Below are 18,472 nucleotides of genomic sequence, written 5' to 3'. Positions count from 1 at the left end.
AAGATAGTGAGGCGATCGCAGTCTTAGATATCTGGTACAATTTGACTCTCAACGAATCAAAACAAGTGTACCAGTTAAAATCAAGCCAGTTCCCAATATCACTTGCAGCGTTAGCGGTTCCTTAAGAAAAAGTACCGAAAAAATCAGCACCAAGAGCAAACTCGATTTATCTAAAGGTGCGACTAAAGAAGCTTTCCCGACTTGTAAAGCACGAAAGTAAAATAACCAAGATAAACCCGTTGATATCCCAGAGAAGACTAGAAATAGCAGGGTTTTGGGGCTAATTGTCAATAGTGTGTCTTGTTGTCCTTTTGCGATAACCCAACCCCAAATCATGATGAGAATTACTACCGTGCGGATTGCGGTTGCTAAGTTGGAGTTAATTGCTTCGACTCCAATCTTGGCAAATATAGTCGTCAAGGCGGCAAAAAATGCCGATAATAGGGCGAAAAATATTGCATTCGTTTCATTCTCTGACATTTATTGCCCCCGCTCGCATCAGTATTTATTGAGAAATAATATCACTATATACAAGTATTTTCTTATGAGTTATTTAGAACAGCTATATTAAGAAGCATTAACAAGATATTTAAACAAGTCATCAATAACTACATCAGTCGCCAGCATATTTGTTCCAGCCCATGCCATAAAATCAACATAATAAACATGATTTTGTTGTACAGCTTTCAGGGTCTTCCAAAGTGGCTCTTGTTGTTTTTTTGCCAAGAATTCATTACCTGTTTTTGAAAAGGTTGTCACGAATAAAATATCGCCATCTGCTTTTTGTAGTTCCTCTAGGGAAATAGGAAATGCTCCATAGGTTGAATCAAGATTTTGGGCGGCTGGACGCTGCAAAAGCGCAGCACTGATAATAGAACCAGGAAATGAATTTTTGGAATCAATATATATCTGATTGCGCCCAACAGTTACGAAGGATATTCTTTTGCCTTGATAGCGAGTTCCTAATGCCTGCTTTAGCTGTTCTATTCGCTGATAGTAGCGTTCCCAAAGTGCTTTTTCTACATCTTGTTTCCCTAGTGATTCAGCGACAAAATTTAGATGTCTTTGCCAGCTTATGTAATCAATTTCACCTAATACTGTAGGGGCAATTTTAGATAATAAAGGATAAATTGGTTTAAACCAATCTACACCAATAATTAAATCTGGTTTGAGTAGTAATGTTGCTTCTAAATTTGGTTGTGAAAGTCCCAGTAGTTTTATTCCCTCCGTTTTACCATTAATGGATGAGAGAGAGTTTCCTTCTACATAAACTTCGTTAGTTGTGCCGATGGGTTTCACCCCAAGGGCTAGAACATTACCTAAAGTACATGATGATAAGGTGATAACACGCTGGGGGTGAATGGGAACACAGGTTTCCCCCATTGTGTGTTTAACCATGCGACATTCTGCGGTTGGTTGTTTAGGTAAAGAGGATATATTTTGAGGTGTGTGATGATTGCAAGCTGTAAGCAGAGTAAATCCCAAGATGCCTAATATTAGCCAGTAGAAAAAATGTCGCATGATGATCTCGATGATTAAAACTGCCAGGAAACTGTCCCTTGAACCGTAAAGGGCTGTCCATAATAAACACGATTACCTAGCGAACTTTCAAAATAGTCTATATCAAATAGATTTTTGAAGTTGAGTGCGGCTCTAAATCGATCTTGTTTGTAGAAAATAGAGGCATCAGTCCGAAAATAGCTAGGAACCTCGTAAGTATTATCAAAATTAGCGCGATCGCCTACAAAAAACAAGCCTATTCCTGCCCCTAAACCTTGTAAATTACCTTTTTGAATTTCGTAGCTCGTCCACAAGTTGAAAGAATGATTGGCGCTATTTGCCAATCGGTTTCCAACTATTAAAGTATTATCTTTCGTAATGCGGGCATCGATATAAGCATAGCCAGCAAAAATATTCCATCCTGGTAAAATTTCACCCGCCAGATTCAGTTCAACCCCCTGGCTATTCTGCTCACCTACTTGGATAGAAAAGTTTGGTCTGTTGGGATCTTCTGTCGTCACATTGGTACGAGTCAAATCAAACAATGCCAAAGTTGCTGAAAGTCGATCATTCAAATCTGCTTTTACGCCAATCTCATATTGATTACCGCGTTCTGGCTCAAAGGATGAGTCAACGCCAAAAAAGTATGAGCCGCCTGGTGGAGTAAATGAACTTGTGTAACTGGTATAAAGAGAGATCGCAGGAATGGGTTGATAGACAATACCAAAGCGAGGACTGAATGCACTATCTGTCCCACTGCTTTCTGTATTATTGAATAAATCTTCATATTTACGATCAATCACGTCAAACCGCCCACCCAATAAAAACTTCAAGTTATCCATCAGTGCAACTTGGTCTTGTAGGTAAATTCCTAATGAGTTCGTCTGCTGTCGAAAACCCTCAGAAAAAATAATATTCGATCCTCGCGGTTGACCATATACAGGATTAAAGATATCAATTGATGCCGCCTCGAAATTAGGAGTGACTGGATTGTAGTTGTCAAAACGATTTAAATCAAATCCAAATAATAGCTGATGCTGAATTGAACCTGTAGCAAACTTCCCAATCAGATTTGTTGACATCGCATAGTTTCTATTTTCGGAAGAGCTTTCTGAAGCCGATCGCAGCCAAGTGCGATTATCTTCGTCTAAACCTCTAGAATCTGTGCGTCGTTGATCGAGATCGCGAAATACAAATCTAAATGCATTGTTTAACGACCAGTTTGCGTCAAACTTATGTTCTAGTCGGTATCCCAGCCTGATAATTGTCTGTTCATTACTATCAGAAGGTTCAAAAAGGTTGAGATTACGGGACACTTTCCCGTTTGGGTTAGGTAACAAACTACCAATTACAGGTACGCCAGATGCGTATCTATCTCTAGTTTTGATGTATTCTGCTTCCAAGGTCAGATTAGTTCTCTCGCCAATCGCCACACTGATCACAGGTGATATATTTAAGCTCTCACCATCAAAAAAATCGACAGAACTACCTGAATTTCTGTAGGCTAAATTGAGACGATACAAAGCTGTCTTCGAGTCATTTAGTGGCCCCGAAAAATCAATTGCACTTCGATAATAACTATAGCTGCCAATAGTTGCCTCAATAGCATAAAAAGGGTCGGGTAAAGGACGTTTAGATATGAGGTTGATACTTCCCCCTGGATTACCCAAACCAAATAGAACTGATGCAGGGCCTTTGAGAACTTCGACTCGCTCAACACTGGAAAGTTCACTCACTTGTCCAGCCAATGTGTCAATGAGTCCATCTCTCAGAAGATTCGTCTCTGTCACATCAAATCCGCGAATGCTATAGAAAGTAAATGGCCCAAAGTTAAAACTCTGATTCACACCAGCAACATTTCTGAGTGCATCGTCTAAGCGAGTTACCTGTTGGTCGCGCAATACTTCTTGTGGTACTACCTGAATTGATTGGGGAATGTCACGCAAAGGTGTATCAGTTTTTGTCCCAGTTGAGGTATTCGACACGCGATATCCATCTTCCTCAGCCGTCACTACCAACTCAATCGGCTCATCCTGCTGCGCTACTGGTTCTTCTGGTGGTGTTTCACTCGTTGGTTTTTCTGTTTCCGGTGGCTGCGGTAATGCCACAGTCCCAGTTACCGCCACACCGAAAATTAAACCCTCATCACTATCAAATAGTTCTACTTTGGGAGGACTGGCTACACCTGTTACTGTTAACCTGATAGTATTAGCATCAAGATTAATTACAGTCACTACTGTGATTCCACTACCAGGATTTTCTTGACGGAACTCACTACCAGATGGCAAATTTAACTGAGTATTGGGAATATCTGCAATAAAATTATTTCCCTCACTTTTACTTACAGGTTGCAACTTATCTGAACCTGTACTCTCTAAAATTACTTCCAGTTCCTTGTCTGTTTGCCTTAACTTTACACCCGTTACCTGAATTATTCCTTGGGAAAGCAACTGTTTAACCGTAGTCGTTGGATGCTCAACTTCGTGTAGATTTGTAGCCGCAGTTGCTACAGGATATATATTTGCATCAAAATTACTACGGTTTAAATTAGTTTCCGCTACAGATGGTAAGGCAAGCAATCCCCAAAAGGAACTAAGCATCCACACCTTCAACCAGCAATAATTTGACACCACTGCTCACACCATTAATAATAATTAGTTTCAATAAGATACCGTTAAACTAGGTATGGCAGAAGACTAATCCGATAGGTAGACGGAATTTTTTCGATAGCTAAACGGAATTTTTTCGCAGTTTTTGGTATTCCTTGGGGTTCATGCCAAATTGTTTGCGGAATGCAGCAGCAAATGGACTGCGGCTGTTGTAACCCATTGCCTGAGCAATGTCGGTAATTTTCATCTCTCCTGCTTCTAGTAGTTGTCGTGCTTGCTCAAGTTTGTAGTGACGCAGATAACCAAATACTGTTGTGCCAAAACAAGAACGAAAGCCCCGTTTCAGGGTGCATTCATTTAAACCAACTCGCCGCGCTAATTCGTTCAAAGATAGTGGATTGTCCAACCGTTGCAGTATAATTTCCCTAGCGTGGTGAATTCTGTCCACCACATCTGCTTGCAGAGGCTGACTATTGCTTTTACCGTCACGAATCTCAACCTCTTGCCCTATCAGGATTCCCATCAATTCCAGCACTTTCCCTTCCAGGTACATCCGTTTGGCGATTCCTCGATAGGGACAATGCAAAATTTGCTGTGCTACCCTTTGCATGGGTAGGGTAGCTGTGCCACAGCGATGGTATTTTAGCTGATCATCCGGTCGAATTAAGTGCTGTAACTCTTTTGGTAATTGCCCTTCACGATCGCCAGCAAAAGAAAGCAGCAACTCAGGCTGCACTGTAAATTCCACCTCCAGAAATGGCTGTTCGTGATAAGTTTCAGACCGGATTTGAGGAGTTAAGCCACTGCCGTGGAAAATATACTGTCCACCACTAATGGATGTATATTGATCTGCGTGTCCCCCTGAAAAATGAAAGTGGTAATGTAGAGAATGTTCTGTTTGCGGCTCTTCAAAAATCACGCGATCGCATAACCGTAAGTCACCAATGCACAAATCTAAACCCTCACGCAGCTTGATTTCCCGCCAGAAACCTTGTCCCAGTAGCTTTGGGTAGTTGTACATCACATCTAACCGATCGTCGGGGTCTGGATGTTGGGAACTCTCAACCTTCTCCTGATGCAGTAGTTCGTCGAAGACTTGGCTGGAGATGGAGATAGGCATAGTTAATAATACTGAGATAAAGGTAAATTTTATATTATTTTCCTCAGTAATTAACTTAAAATTAAGTAAAAATTGCTGAGTTATAAATGATAAATATTTCTAATATTATCCCACAAATTGCCTGTCAAACCTGGCATTAATGCACCGGAAAAGGCAAAAAGCTCGTCTAGAGCGATCGCGGTAATCTCACAGTTTTAACTCGATGCGGCGCAGGGATTTTCACGAATCCGAGACTGTACGTACTATAGGCATAAATTCCATCAAGACGTAACTCATGCTGTTTTTTACATGGTTTTAAGATGTTTTTACTAGATATTTTAAGAGTTGATCAATTATCTTATTAGCTCCAATAGTCCCTCCAACATTCCAATTTACGTTGTATACCTGTTTATTCTGAACAGCTTTAAGTTTTGACCAAATAGGCTTTTTCAAAAAAGATAAGTATTCAGGATTTGCTTCTTTAAAATTTCTTTTTAATAAATCAGTCATAATAAATAAAAAATCGGCATCATATTCTGGTAAAACTTCAATACTTAATGTTAACTCCCGTTGTTTTTGATTTTGTTGAATTAGTCGTAAACCTGCGTCCTTAATGATTTGACCATAAGGTAGAAAGTCTCCTCTATAGCTATAGAAAATATCTGCCGAACCTGCAAGATAAATTACAGATATTGTTTTTGTTTCTAGTTGTTTTCCTAATTGCTGCCGCAATTTTTCGATTCGATTTTGGTACTGAGTCAGAAGTTCTTCGGCGCGATCGCTCTTTCCCAATACCTGGGCTATATATCGTAGTCTTTCTTTAAAGTCGTACATGGTGGGAAAATCGATCATTACTGTAGGCGCGATGCTGGAAAGGAGTTTATAAGAATTCTTGAGGTTTGTTAACGCCAGAATTAAATCGGGTTTTAAAGCAAGAATTTTCTCTAGGGAAGGTAGACTCCCAATACTGCCCAAAACTGGAACGTCAGCAAGTAACTCGCTGGGTATACCTCGAAACTTTTCCTCACAGCCTCTACAATACACAACACCAACTGGCTTTATACCCAGCGCCACTACAGAATCGAGAATTATATTTTCTTCTAGCACAATAACTCGCTGCGGTTGAAGTGGAATTTCAACTTTACCTAAAGCATGGCTAACGGTTTTTGTTTCTATTGGCGTTCGTGCAAGGGTTGACTTGTGAGTTCGCATAGGTGTGTTGTGGTTACAGGCTGCGATCGCTAATACCAAAACTATTGTCAGAAAGAATGGTAAAAATTTGTAATTGCTCGAAATCTGCCGAGGTTGCCATAAGATACGCAACCAAGAAAAAACAGTCTTGACAACCCAAACAAACTTAGCAAAAGTCAAAACACACACAGCTTTAACAACAAGTAACAATGGCATAATTGTACTAATGACTCTCTTTCTCATTGTGAGGAATGTTATTCTTTAACTAATATTTGGCAGGTTGTCCAGAAGACTAGTACTGTGTTCGTGAGTTAAAGCTCCCAGCTGATGGAACCGATTATTGTAAAAGGCGCACCTGTTCTCACAAATGTTCTTAATCCATCGCTGGAACTGTAATATTCCGTATCAAATAAATTACGGATATTGATCCCAGCCTTCCAAGCATCTCTATGGTAGTAAATTGCCGCATCGGTACGGAAGTAATCTGGTAATTCAAACGAGTTATCTGAATCTCCCGCCCGCGCACCTACATAAAATAGCCCCAGGCCAAATCCCAAACCTTTCAAATCGCCATTTTGGATTTCATAGGTTGTCCAAAGGCTAGCTTGATTCTCTGGTACATCCTCCAATCTGTTGCCTACAGTCAGGGAGTTATCCTTGCTGATTTCTGCATTGGTATAAGCATAAGAAGCGCTCACTTTCCACCCTGGCAAAATATCACCTGCGACATCCAACTCAATCCCTCGACTCTTTTGCTCTCCCACCTGAATCAAAAAATTAGGGTCATCATTACTGGGATCGTCTGTTGTAACATTCGTCTTAGCGATCTGATAAACTGCCAACGTTGTCGAAAGTCTGCCTTCTAGAAAGTCAGCTTTAATACCCGCTTCATATTGGGTTCCCTTTGTCGGCTCAAACGCTCTATCACCAGGGTTAAATCCCTGGGTAGGGTTAAAAGATTGACTATAGCTGGCATAGAGAGAAACCGATTTGCTGGGCTGATACACCAACCCGATTCGGGGGCTGAAGGCACTATCATTCTGTTCCGGTTCATTTATGCCACTTTTTTGCGAAATCCAATCAAAGCGCCCGCCAATTAATAGTTTCAAGTTATCTTGAAAGCTAATCTGATCTTGAAGGTAGAACCCATAAGATTGAACAGTCTCAAAGGAACTAAAACCTCCAGTAGTAATTTGTGGTTCTGGAATATTATAGTTTGGGTTAAATACATCTAGAAGAGGCACACTAAGGCGAGTGGCATTAAAAACTTGCACATAGCGGTTGACATCAAAGCCAAACAAAACTTGGTGTGCGATCAAGCCTGTATTAAACTTACCAAGCAAGTCAATCTGTCCAAAATAGTTGTCTGTCAAGTAGTCACGTCTTGCAGCATAAAAGCCTAAGAAACGGTCATCTCTTAGACTTGTGCCAACAGTATACTCTTCATTAGCATTAAAAGCAGATATAGAAAAATTATTACGGATCTGCCAGTTATCGCTAAACTTGTGGCTTAAGGTATAGCCATATTTTTGAGCGGTATAATCTTGACCATCAAGAGGATAAGCTAAGTAGCGACTTCGAGGCAGTCTGAAGGTATTATCACTGAAAACAGTAGTGAAACTCTCAGGAATACCATTGAAATTAATATACTCATAGTATAGATTTAGGTCTGTCCTATGTCCCAATTTCCAAGTGATTGAGGGTGCGATCGTGGTCAGATTTGAAGTGACAAAATCTTGAAAACTGTTTGAACTTTGATAGCTGGCGTTTAAGCGATAAAGCAGGGTTTTATCGTCATTTAATGGGCCAGAAAAATCAAGACTGGGCTGATAAAACCCACGGTTTCCTACCTCAAAAGCGAGATTGTAATAGGGTTCACTCAGGGGTTGTTTGGTGACTACATTGATGATTCCACCGGGTTCTACTGCTCCAAACAGAACTGAGGCAGGCCCTTTCAATACTTCCACTCGCTCGATCGTCTCAACTCCTGTTATGGCATACCTATTAACATCTCGATAGCCATTTCGGAAATTTCCTGCCTGTTCAAATCCTCTGATAACATAGCTGCCTCCAGGTGCGTTGAATAGAGTACCTGCACTGGAAACGCCACTGACTGTTTCCACTGCCTCAGCCACACTTCTCACGTTGCGATCTTCTAGCACCTCTCGCGGCACTACCTGAATTGATTGGGGAATATCGCGCAACGGTGTATCTGTCCTTGTTGCAGTTGTCGCATCCTGCACGCGATATCCATCTTGCTCACCCGTTACCACCAACTCAATCGGCTCATCCTGCTGTGCTGCTGGTTCCTCTTGGGGTGTCTCACTTGTCGGCTTTTCTTGAGCTTGCGGTGTTTGGGGTTGTTGTGCCGCAGTTACAGCTGATATCACGCCAAAAATTAGCCCTTCATCACCGTCAAATAACTCAACCTTTGGCAATTCCCCCTCACCCGTGACTGTCACCCGGATCGTATTGGCATCAAGGTTTCTAACAGTTATCTCAGTAATCCCTGCAATTGGGTTTTGGGAACGGAATGTAAACGCATCGCCACTGGCTAAACGCAATTGCGTATTAGGAATATCAGCGATAAAGTTATTCTCAGCACTGCGATTTGTGATTTTTAGCTGCTCTCCTTGAGTGGTTTCTAAAACCACCTCCACACCTTTATCTGTCGGATTGGCTTTCACTCCTGTGACTTGCACAATTTCTGATGAGGATGCTGGCGACTGTACCAGTAATTCTGCACTCTGGGAAATCTCGCCCAGTTTAACATCCTCTCCTACTTCCTCACTTATAGCAGGAGTGTTGATCAAAACAACAACTGCGCCCGTCAGCAGCAGACTTTGAAACAATTTATCTAACTTCATTTAGTCACCCACACTCCCTCACACTACTTGACAGTATTAAGAAAATTTCCTAATTAAACTGGCAGTGTATGCATAATAAAGGATGCGGATTTTTTATTTGAACGCTAGACGGATTTTATTTGAACGCTAGACGGATTTTTGGCGATGCTGAAAGTATTGTTTAGGATTTAAGCCGAACTTCTTGCGGAAAGCAAAGGCAAAGTAGCTGCGGCTATCAAAACCTACCCTAAATGCCACTTCTTCAACCTTCATTTCTCCTAATACTAAAAGTTGTCTGGCTTTTTCTAGTCGATAGTCGTGCAAATATTTAAACGCAGATGTCCCAAAAACTTGACGGAACCCACGCTTCAATTTGAAGTCATTTAGCCCTACTTGTCGTGCTAACTCTATCAGACTGGGTGGATTTTCTAGATTAACCAGCAAAATTTCCTTGGCTTGATAAATTTTGTCAACATCGCTCAAATCTCTGGCTGGAAACCTATGATTATGAACATCCTGCTCCTGAAATTGCTGAAAATGAAGCATAATCAATTCCATCGACTTACTTTCCAGATACATTCGCTTCATCAAGCCTTGATAGGGACACTGGAGAATATTAGATAACACTGTCCACATTTGCTGTGTGATTTCTCCTTGGTGGTAATAGGGTTGTAACTTATCACCGATTAAGGCTTGGCGCAGGGAAATTGGTATTTGTTCTAATTCTTCCTCGTCAAAACTTTGAAAAAATTCCTGGGGTTCGATTTTCAGATAAATTCGTGAAAACTTCTCACCGGCTTTCCACCACTCCGTTTCTTTGATATCGAAGTTACATTCTGAATAATATCTGCCTACGATTTCGTCTGTCTTGTCAGTTAAACCGTGGCGTTCAATTCTCACTTTGCCTGAGAGAAAAAAACTCAATCCAAATTTAAATTCATCCAAACTATCTCTAAGCCACACAAGATCATCAACAAACTCCTCTTCATGTATACAAATAGATAAGCCATTGCGTAATTCTATCCAGCATTCATAGGTATTAGAGATATTTAAAATCTTCCCTTGGCAGATAGTTTCAACCCCCTTTGATTGACTGGAAATTGCGCCATTTTGCTCACTTTCTAGCCACAGTTCTTCCCACTCTGTATCTGTAAGAATTTTTGTCATGATTTAATAATAATTAATGTCATTATCAAGCTGATATATGATTGGGTGTGAGGTACTGTTTAGAATTATCCAAAAGGCAAAACTATGCTATCTGGGATGCTAACGATCGCTCCCAGTCAGCTTATTGTGAAATGGTGATAGTCATAGCGATCGCTCTGGCGGTAACTACCCCAACAAGCTATATAATCCCTTCTTTAAATAAGAAAGATTCTTAATTATTGCACGAAATTCACCGTTAGAAAAGCGACTGCGATCGCAGTCGCTTGTAGTGGGGCTAAATTCCAGATATTTTCTCGGACATATTGGACATATATATTTTTATGTCACCCTTGAGCGGTTAAAATGGGATAATTGATGGATGACTATAGAGATGCGATCGCACATCAGCCAGAGCAGTTACATCGTGGTTTTGCAAAAGCTGAATCAAACCTTGAATGCTGTGATTTGAGTGAACAATGAGGTTACAAAAATTTTGGCAAAAATGGCAAAATGACCCATACATAAGCGTAAGGCATACAAGTTAGGTTGGAAGCTCAAACCCTTTATACTGCACTGCGACAATACGCCAAAAAAAGCCTTGTGGGAAACCTGGAAGGAATTTTTAGAACTTATTGTTTTTGCCAAACATTAGAGAAAAGGGGGTTAATATATGAACTCACCCTCGTAAATTGGCAAAGGTATTGATACTGTAAAGGTTTTTCCGCAGTAGATTTTGGTGTTAACTATTAGACACTAGTTGGAGTTGAATGGGCAAAATAACTAGATAACTCCAAATAGATAGGTATAAAAAGTTATGGATGAGCAGCTAGTTGCCGCTATTGAGTCCCGTGATACCCAGCGTGTAAAAGAATTACTGGCTACAGGCGCAAACCCAAATGTTAAAAAAGGTGATGAAACAGCCTATGAACTCGCACGCTACGGCCCAGATGAAATTAAATGTGCGTTAATTGAAGCGGGTGCTAACGATCCTTCACTCAGACACTCGTTAGTTTGGGCAGTTATGACAAGTCGAGTAGAAACCGTGAGAGTTTTGCTTGCCAAAGGCGCAGATGTTAATGTAGCAACCTATGGTGGCAACCCATTACAAGAAGCGGCAAGAGTAGGAAATACGGAAATCGTTGACCTGTTAGTTGCTGCGGGTGCTGATGTTGATGACGGCAGTATGCTTTCAACCCCTTTATTAGAAGCGATTAAAAAAGGCAACTTCAATATTGCTTTGAAACTCATTGCCGCAGGTGCGAACCCAAGCAAAACAACAAAGTTTGGTAGTATTCCACCCATCGCAATGGCAGCAGCACAAGGTTCAGCAGCAGTAATTAGAGCGCTGATAGCTGCTGGCGCAGATGTCAATATTTTGACATCAGGAATTACAATCAATCATGCCACAATTCAAAGACAGGCTGGATCTGCGTTAAAAACAGCATTCAATACTTTGGAGACTCTTGGTAAAGCTATTGAAAGGCTTGACGCAGTTGAAACCGGAGATGCGCCACTGTCTGAGGTAGGCGAAACCATTGAATCTATTGATATTGCCGCAAATCGGGCGAAGCTTGCCACATCCAACATTGCTAAACCAGAAATTGCAGTTGACACCTTCCCAGCAATTCTGGCAGCACGTTGCGGTCATGGAGAAGCTTTAGCAGTGTTATTGGCAGCAAGTGCTGACCCTTACCATAAAGATGGCGAGGGATTATCAGCCTATGATTGGGCAGTACGAAACGAACATTCAGACGTTCTAGAAGTTCTGCGTCAGTTTGGTGTGGATGCACCAAGGGTAAGTCAAGAGGAACATCTGCTGAACGCCGCCGAACAGGGAGATGTTGCAGCTGTACGTGCATGGTTGTCTGAAGGTGCTAACGTGAATGCACGTGACCAAAGAAGAAAAACGAAGAACCGCACATCGTTAATGTTAGCAGCATCAACTGGACATTTAGAGGTTGTAAATTTGCTGCTTGATGCAGGTGCTGATATCAATGCCACTGATATTGTTGATGTCAATCAACGACAACCTTGTGGGATTATTTCAGACGATTACGAGTCATTTACTGCGATGAGATTGTTCTTGGGCACAACTCCTTTGATGCTAGCAGCAATTAAAGGATATAAAAATATCGTGCAACTGTTAGTTTCACATCAAGCGAATCTTCAAGCACGGGATTGTTTTGCAAGAGATGCCTTATGTCTTGCTTGCATCAATGGACATCTGGAGGTTGTGCAAATATTAATGCAGGCAGGAGTAAACATCAATCAGCAAGATATAGCGGGAGATACGCCGCTTTTGATGGCTTTGAGAAATACTCATATAGAACTGGCAAAATTTCTGATAGAGTCAGGAGCAGATGTCAACGCTAAAAACAATGAAGATTGTACTCCTTTAATGGAGGCAGTACAAAAGGAAGAACATTTAGAGCTAATTCAAATGCTGATTGAACGGGGTGCTGATGTTAACGCTGTTTCTAAAGATGGTGACACTGCAATGACATTGGCAGATTTATTCGATCGTCAAGATGTCATAGAGATGCTGGTTCAGTATGGTGTTGAAAAACGACGTTGGGATGAAGAAAATGAAACCGATCGAGAAAACAACAGCGATGACGATAAACGCTGGGGAATAGAACTAACGCGTCCAGAATTTTCTCAAGCTGCCCAGAACCCTGAATATCAAAAAGCAGTTGCAGATTTAGGAGAAATTTGTGGCAGTCAGCCAGTACCCTATGATGATATTTCCGGGTGGTTTAAAGTTCATGTGAACAGCAAACGCCGCAGCGAAATTAAAACTGAAGATTTACAACAACAGTTTTTACAACGGGGTTGCTTTGTCTACGAGCCAGACCATTACCACGACGCAGAAGGGCCGAAACAACTTTGTATTTTGCCAACCACAAATAAATATGATGTGATTGCCTTACATCAAACAAATGGTTGTAACTACGGAATCGGCCCTGGTTATGTTGTGGAATGGCTACGAGAACTTGAAGCAGTGCAACCTTTTATTTTGACTCTAGTTGCTCATGATACTCTTGAAGGTCGTTTCCTCACCCCCATCGAAGATCCTAAAGGACTTGCCGATCGCATGTATGATTTTTGTGCTGATATTGTAGAGCAAGGCTGTGGTTCGGTGGAGCGGTTAGCTGAGAGTCTCCGCTCAAGTGACAACTTGTTTTTTTGGTGGGATTAATTTTTTGGGATTGTAGGCATAAAATTTTCCCTCTCCTCGCAGGAGAGGAACGAACAAGAGTTTCACTCCACTATCCAATCTACAGCATGTGCCTCGGTAATATCAGGCACTTCTAGACGATTTTTCATCCGGTAAAGTACTTTTTCTGGCAGTTTTGCGGTGCGATCGCCATTTCTTCTCAGCAGTTCTTCCCAAGCTGCCTCTAAATACACAATCCGAATACTGGCTTGGTAACTGCCAAACAAACGAACTAGCATCCCCCGCAGTTGGCGGCTGAGGTTAGTTGCATTCCAAACAAAGGATTGTCCATTTCGCATATACTCTTTAGCGATCGCCTTCGCTGCATTTGCTACTGCACCTTGATCGTCTTTAGGATCAATTCCCATTGTTTTTCGCAGTTTATCTAAAGAAATTACGCCCCAGTCAGGGAGATTTTCTTTAATCCAAGTATCTTTTCCCGAACCAGGTAATCCTGACATCATCACCACCTGAAAGCGTGTATCATCATAAGCTGCATAGTCTGGGTTGCCATCTTCTTTTTGAAAATAAACAAACCGACTATGGGCTGACGAAAATACTCGTGGTCGATCAAAACAGTCATTTTCCTGGCAAAATTCCCGAAAAAACTCAATTCGTTGCAATAACTGTACTCGATCGTCACAGTGGCGCCCTTTCACATCTGCTTCTGCAAGTAAACCCAGTAAATCGCAACGAATAATTTGACTTGTTTTAATGACTGCCCGTTCGGGGTTGGGTTTATCCCAAAACCACAAGGGCAAACTGCCGTATTTCACCAAAGCCACAATTGCCTGTCGTTGATGAAAGGGCACATCCAAATCCCAGAGAATCTCCTGTGCCATTTTTGCACCTTGGAGGACGTGACCTTTGGAGGTGATGCCGCCATCTGCTTCTATTTGAGTAGAAGCAGGTTTAGCGACATCGTGCAGCAAAGCCGCAGCAAACAACACAGAACGTTCTTTAACTGGTAATGCCCGCCATTGAGGTAATGCCACTAATGCTTCGCATACTAGCTTTGTATGGATGAGAACATTACCTTCAGCATGGTAACGTGGATCTTGGGGGCAATCAGCAAGCGATCGCAGCCAATCAAATTTTGCTTCCAGTGCTGACCAATCTATCAACCAGTTGTCCTCGCTGGGGCAATAAGGAAATGACCAAAATTGCACCGAAGTACTCATATCGCTAACCTTAAATTTACTATTTGTGTTGTATTTTCAATGACTTTTAACTGCCCTTCGCTACGAAGTCCAGAAGGTCATCCGAACAAATCAGCACCGATACACAGCTGATTTGGTATTATCGGTCGGTTGAGCCAATGCCCATCCGATTGCAGAATGATTGTTAAAAAACTGGAACGCACATATTTATATCGATGAGTAACGATATCTCCCGGCTCAACTTTGATGTATAAGCCTTCCATTAAAGAACTTTGATCGGTTTGCTTAAGGGAACGCTCAACATCAAGTCCAAGTTCCTGACAAATTTGCTGGAAACGTTGCAAATGTTCAGCAGTTTGATAATGCGACTCACCCACCAACTTTATGAGTTGCTTGTAAGATTGGAGTTCACCAGCAAACAATACGGGCACTGAAACTAGAGGTAAGCCAGCAAGTAACTGCTGACGGTTCTTAGTGGCCAGAAATACTTGGTTATCTAAATCCAGCACATCGTACTCCAGAAAGTAGTGGGGTAAGGCATCGTAAAACACTGTGTGCTTGGCATACAGCCATTCTCCAAAGAGAATAAAACGACTTCCTAAAACTTCCCAAAATGCTGCTGTGTGAGCGTGTGCCCACTGTTTAAACAAGTTAAAGTGCTTTTCCCGCGCCCCACCAGTTAAATAGTGTCCCCGGCTTTGCAGTCGGATTTGTCCATCAGAGGTAAAGCTAATAGCTGCGTTTGCACCATCAACTTTTTCTTCAACTACTACATACTGGTTTTTAATCGCACTAAAAGGAATGCTATTGAGGTCTTCATCCCCAGCTTGGAAGCGCGAACCCTCAATGTGATGGGTACGCGGATATTTATAAATTTGTTCCATGACTTTTTTACCTTGGTGGCTGCAATCAAATAATTTCGTAGCGAGATGTCACGAATAAGTAAGTCTCCTAGAGGCAGTTATCTCAGGATTATTACCATTCGCCATTGAAGTAAATTTGATTGAGACCAGAGACTACATATGCTTTTACCGCAGATTTCCAAGACAAGAATAGTATTAGTATAATACATATATTTCACAATCAGAGGTAGCGTTTTCGGAAACAAGCAATGTTTTACTCTTAATTTCTCCCTGCTATGATTCTTAGTGGACTTGAAGTGAACCAAGGCTTATGCAAAACTTGAGATCCTTCGCTTCTAGCCTACTTTTAAGGAATCGATCAATGGCGCGTCTAGCCCTGCTGAGTGTATCTAACAAAACTGGTTTAATTGACCTCGCCCGTAGCTTGGTTGAAGAATTTGACTTTGATTTAATCAGCAGTGGGGGAACAGCCCAAGCACTTAAAGATGCGGGACTCCCAGTTACGAAGGTTGCAGATTATACAGGTTCTCCAGAAATTTTAGGTGGCCGAGTCAAAACCCTACATCCCCGAATTCATGGCGGAATTTTGGCGCGGCGAGATGTTCCCCAAGATATTACAGATTTAGAAAATAACCAAATTCGCCCGATTGATTTAGTGGTGGTGAATCTATATCCTTTCGAGGAAACGATCGCTAAACCAGGGGTAACATTATCCCAAGCGGTTGAGCAAATAGATATCGGTGGCCCGGCTATGCTACGCGCTTCATCGAAAAACTTCGCCCATCTGGCTGTATTATGCGATCCAGCCCAGTATGACGAGTATTTGCAGGAATTGCGCCAAAATAACGGGGAAGCATCCCTAGAGTTTCGGCAAAAGGCGGCTTTAAAAGGATTTTCGCATACTGCTAGCTATGACCAAGCGATCGCATCTTACCTCGCACAAGCACAGCAGTACACCCTTAGCGGCACACAATTACAATCTCTGCGTTACGGCGAGAATCCCTATCAACCCGCCACCTGGTATCAAACTGGTACTACTCCAACGGGATGGACAGCCGCCACAAAACTGCAAGGCAAAGAACTTAGTTACAATAACTTAGTTGATTTAGAAGCTGCACGCCGAATCATTGCTGAATTCACTGATACTCCAGCCGCAACGATTATTAAACATACAAATCCCTGTGGTACGGCACTAGGAAGTAGTATTTCCGAGGCGTACCAAAAAGCTTTCAATGCTGATTCTACTTCTGCCTTCGGTGGAATTGTCGCACTCAACCGTCCGATTGATGCGGCTACAGCTAGCGAGTTAACTAAAACATTTTTAGAATGTGTGGTTGCACCAAGTTGTGATGCAGAAGCTCAAGAAATCCTTGCCAAAAAATCTAACGTGCGGGTTTTGACTCTAGCTGATTTCAGCAGTGGCCCTAAAGATACAGTGAAAGCGATCGCAGGTGGTTTCCTCGTCCAAACCGCCGATGATATTGTTGCAGACACCAGTCAATGGGAAGTTGTCACCGAACGTCAACCCACCGACAGCGAATTAGCTGAATTGCTGTTTGCGTGGAAAGTTTGCAAACACGTTAAATCGAATGCCATTGTTGTCACAAGCGATCGCACTACACTAGGAGTAGGCGCTGGTCAAATGAACCGCGTCGGCTCAGTTAAAATCGCCCTAGAACAAGCTGGAGAAAAAGCCAAAGGTGCAATTCTCGCCAGCGATGGATTCTTCCCCTTCGATGATTCTGTAAAAACAGCCGCAGCAGCAGGAATTACAGCCATTGTTCAACCAGGGGGAAGTTTGCGCGATAAAGATTCAATCAAGGCTGCTAACGAACTGGGTTTGGTGATGGTCTTAACTGGTGTACGTCACTTTTTACACTAAATTATTGACTATGAGGTGTGCAGTTAAGAAAGTGTCACATAGTTTGCTTGCTTTTTCATTGAAGTAATGATATGTTTTAGTCGTGTGTGAGGAGCAAGTTAAAAATAAAAAGCGCCTGGGGTGGAAACACGGCAACACTCCCAAGCGCTTTTTAATTTTTCAGAAATCGGATTGCTTGTGCAATTTTAAAAGTGTCATTCAATATACTTGCCATTTGATAAAGGTAGTGATAGTGTTTAGTTGTGTGTGAGGAGCAAGTTGAGAATAAAAAATGCCTGGGGTGGAAACACGGCAACACTCCCAGGCATTTTTTAGTTTCTATATAAAAATTAAAGAGCTTGTGATAAGCTAATCGTCATTTAAATTGCACCATTCTCATGGTAATAAAAGCTGCAAACCCTCTCCCCTGCTCCCTGCCCCCTGCGATCTCAATGTGCAAATTAAATGCTTAACAGCTTATCATGTCCGGCAAATTACTTGTGATATGTCATTGCGAATGCAACGAAGTGGAATGTTCGCGGAGCGTCTCGTAGAGAAGCAATCGCAAGGGTTTGGAGATTGCTTTACTTCGTACCCTGCGGGAACGCCAAGGGCGGTACGCAATGACAATTGTTCAACCGGACATGATATGATACCGCTTGCAAAAGTTTTGGCAAAAAATGAATCGACTGTAGAGGCGTAGATACGTACCTTCCTACTAACGTATTTGTAGCAGGAAGTACGTGAAATAATATCAGAAATTAAATTAGGCGGTGCAGTTCTGAAAGTGTCACTCACTATACTCACCTTTTGATTGAGGCAGTGATACTATTTATTTGTGTGAGGAGCAAGTTAAAAATAAAAAGCGCCTGGGGTGGAAACACGGCAACACTCCCAGGCGCTTTTTGATGGGTATGCAGAAAAAAGTCCTTGCAGATTTGCTGGAATTATTGAAATAATCACCTACAGTCCAAAATCCA

The 18,472-nt window shown here is 41.8% G+C and carries 12 protein-coding genes; 3 read left to right on the top strand and 9 right to left on the bottom strand.

Translation table 11 applies throughout. From position 1 onward, the window contains the following. Positions 1–48 precede the first annotated feature (48 nt). The 7 genes from V7L01_RS05220 to V7L01_RS05190 all read right to left on the bottom strand — a co-directional run bounded on the left by V7L01_RS05220 (position 49) and on the right by V7L01_RS05190 (position 10,412). Positions 49–480: an EamA family transporter gene (locus V7L01_RS05220; protein ID WP_335032567.1), complete on the bottom strand. Its 432-nt coding sequence runs from the start codon at positions 478–480 to the stop codon at positions 49–51. An 87-nt stretch (positions 481–567) separates the two neighbouring features. Then, positions 568–1,521, bottom strand: coding sequence for an ABC transporter substrate-binding protein (locus V7L01_RS05215; protein WP_335032565.1), 954 nt, complete (start codon positions 1,519–1,521; stop codon positions 568–570). A 14-nt stretch (positions 1,522–1,535) separates the two neighbouring features. After that, positions 1,536–4,100 carry a TonB-dependent siderophore receptor gene (locus V7L01_RS05210; protein ID WP_335032563.1) on the bottom strand — a complete coding sequence of 855 codons (2,565 nt, stop codon included), beginning with the start codon at positions 4,098–4,100 and terminating at the stop codon, positions 1,536–1,538. A 130-nt stretch (positions 4,101–4,230) separates the two neighbouring features. Continuing rightward, positions 4,231–5,229, bottom strand: coding sequence for a helix-turn-helix transcriptional regulator (locus V7L01_RS05205; RefSeq protein ID WP_335032561.1), 999 nt, complete (start codon positions 5,227–5,229; stop codon positions 4,231–4,233). Positions 5,230–5,523: 294 nt separating this feature from the next. Continuing rightward, positions 5,524–6,615, bottom strand: coding sequence for an iron-siderophore ABC transporter substrate-binding protein (locus V7L01_RS05200; RefSeq protein WP_335032559.1), 1,092 nt, complete (start codon positions 6,613–6,615; stop codon positions 5,524–5,526). Between the two features lie 95 nt (positions 6,616–6,710). Beyond that, entirely contained in the window at positions 6,711–9,266 is a 2,556-nt protein-coding gene (locus V7L01_RS05195) for a TonB-dependent siderophore receptor (protein ID WP_335032557.1), read from the bottom strand. 126 nt (positions 9,267–9,392) lie between these two features. Then, positions 9,393–10,412, bottom strand: coding sequence for a helix-turn-helix transcriptional regulator (locus tag V7L01_RS05190; RefSeq protein WP_335032555.1), 1,020 nt, complete (start codon positions 10,410–10,412; stop codon positions 9,393–9,395). Positions 10,413–10,459: 47 nt separating this feature from the next. On the opposite strand from V7L01_RS05190, the gene V7L01_RS05185 reads away from it, so the two are divergent. Next, positions 10,460–10,627, top strand: coding sequence for a hypothetical protein (locus V7L01_RS05185; protein WP_335032553.1), 168 nt, complete (start codon positions 10,460–10,462; stop codon positions 10,625–10,627). Between the two features lie 578 nt (positions 10,628–11,205). Further along, positions 11,206–13,590 (top strand): ankyrin repeat domain-containing protein, encoded by a 2,385-nt coding sequence (locus V7L01_RS05180; protein WP_335032551.1) that lies wholly within the window; start codon positions 11,206–11,208, stop codon positions 13,588–13,590. A gap of 62 nt (positions 13,591–13,652) precedes the next feature. On the opposite strand, the gene V7L01_RS05175 is transcribed toward V7L01_RS05180, so the two are convergent. Both V7L01_RS05175 and V7L01_RS05170 read right to left on the bottom strand, forming a co-directional pair. Next, positions 13,653–14,789: an AAA family ATPase gene (locus V7L01_RS05175; protein WP_335032549.1), complete on the bottom strand. Its 1,137-nt coding sequence runs from the start codon at positions 14,787–14,789 to the stop codon at positions 13,653–13,655. A gap of 77 nt (positions 14,790–14,866) precedes the next feature. Continuing rightward, positions 14,867–15,652: an RNA ligase family protein gene (locus tag V7L01_RS05170; protein WP_335032547.1), complete on the bottom strand. Its 786-nt coding sequence runs from the start codon at positions 15,650–15,652 to the stop codon at positions 14,867–14,869. A 340-nt stretch (positions 15,653–15,992) separates the two neighbouring features. Here V7L01_RS05170 and purH point away from each other — a divergent pair, with 340 nt between their 5' ends. Beyond that, positions 15,993–17,513 (top strand): bifunctional phosphoribosylaminoimidazolecarboxamide formyltransferase/IMP cyclohydrolase, encoded by a 1,521-nt coding sequence (gene purH, locus V7L01_RS05165; RefSeq protein WP_335032545.1) that lies wholly within the window; start codon positions 15,993–15,995, stop codon positions 17,511–17,513. The last annotated feature ends 959 nt before the right edge of the window (positions 17,514–18,472 follow it).

It is taken from the genome of Nostoc sp. (genome assembly GCF_036917095.1).
Taxonomy (GTDB): Bacteria; Cyanobacteriota; Cyanobacteriia; order Cyanobacteriales; family Nostocaceae; genus Nostoc.
This window is presented reverse-complemented; position numbering and strand designations above follow the sequence as displayed.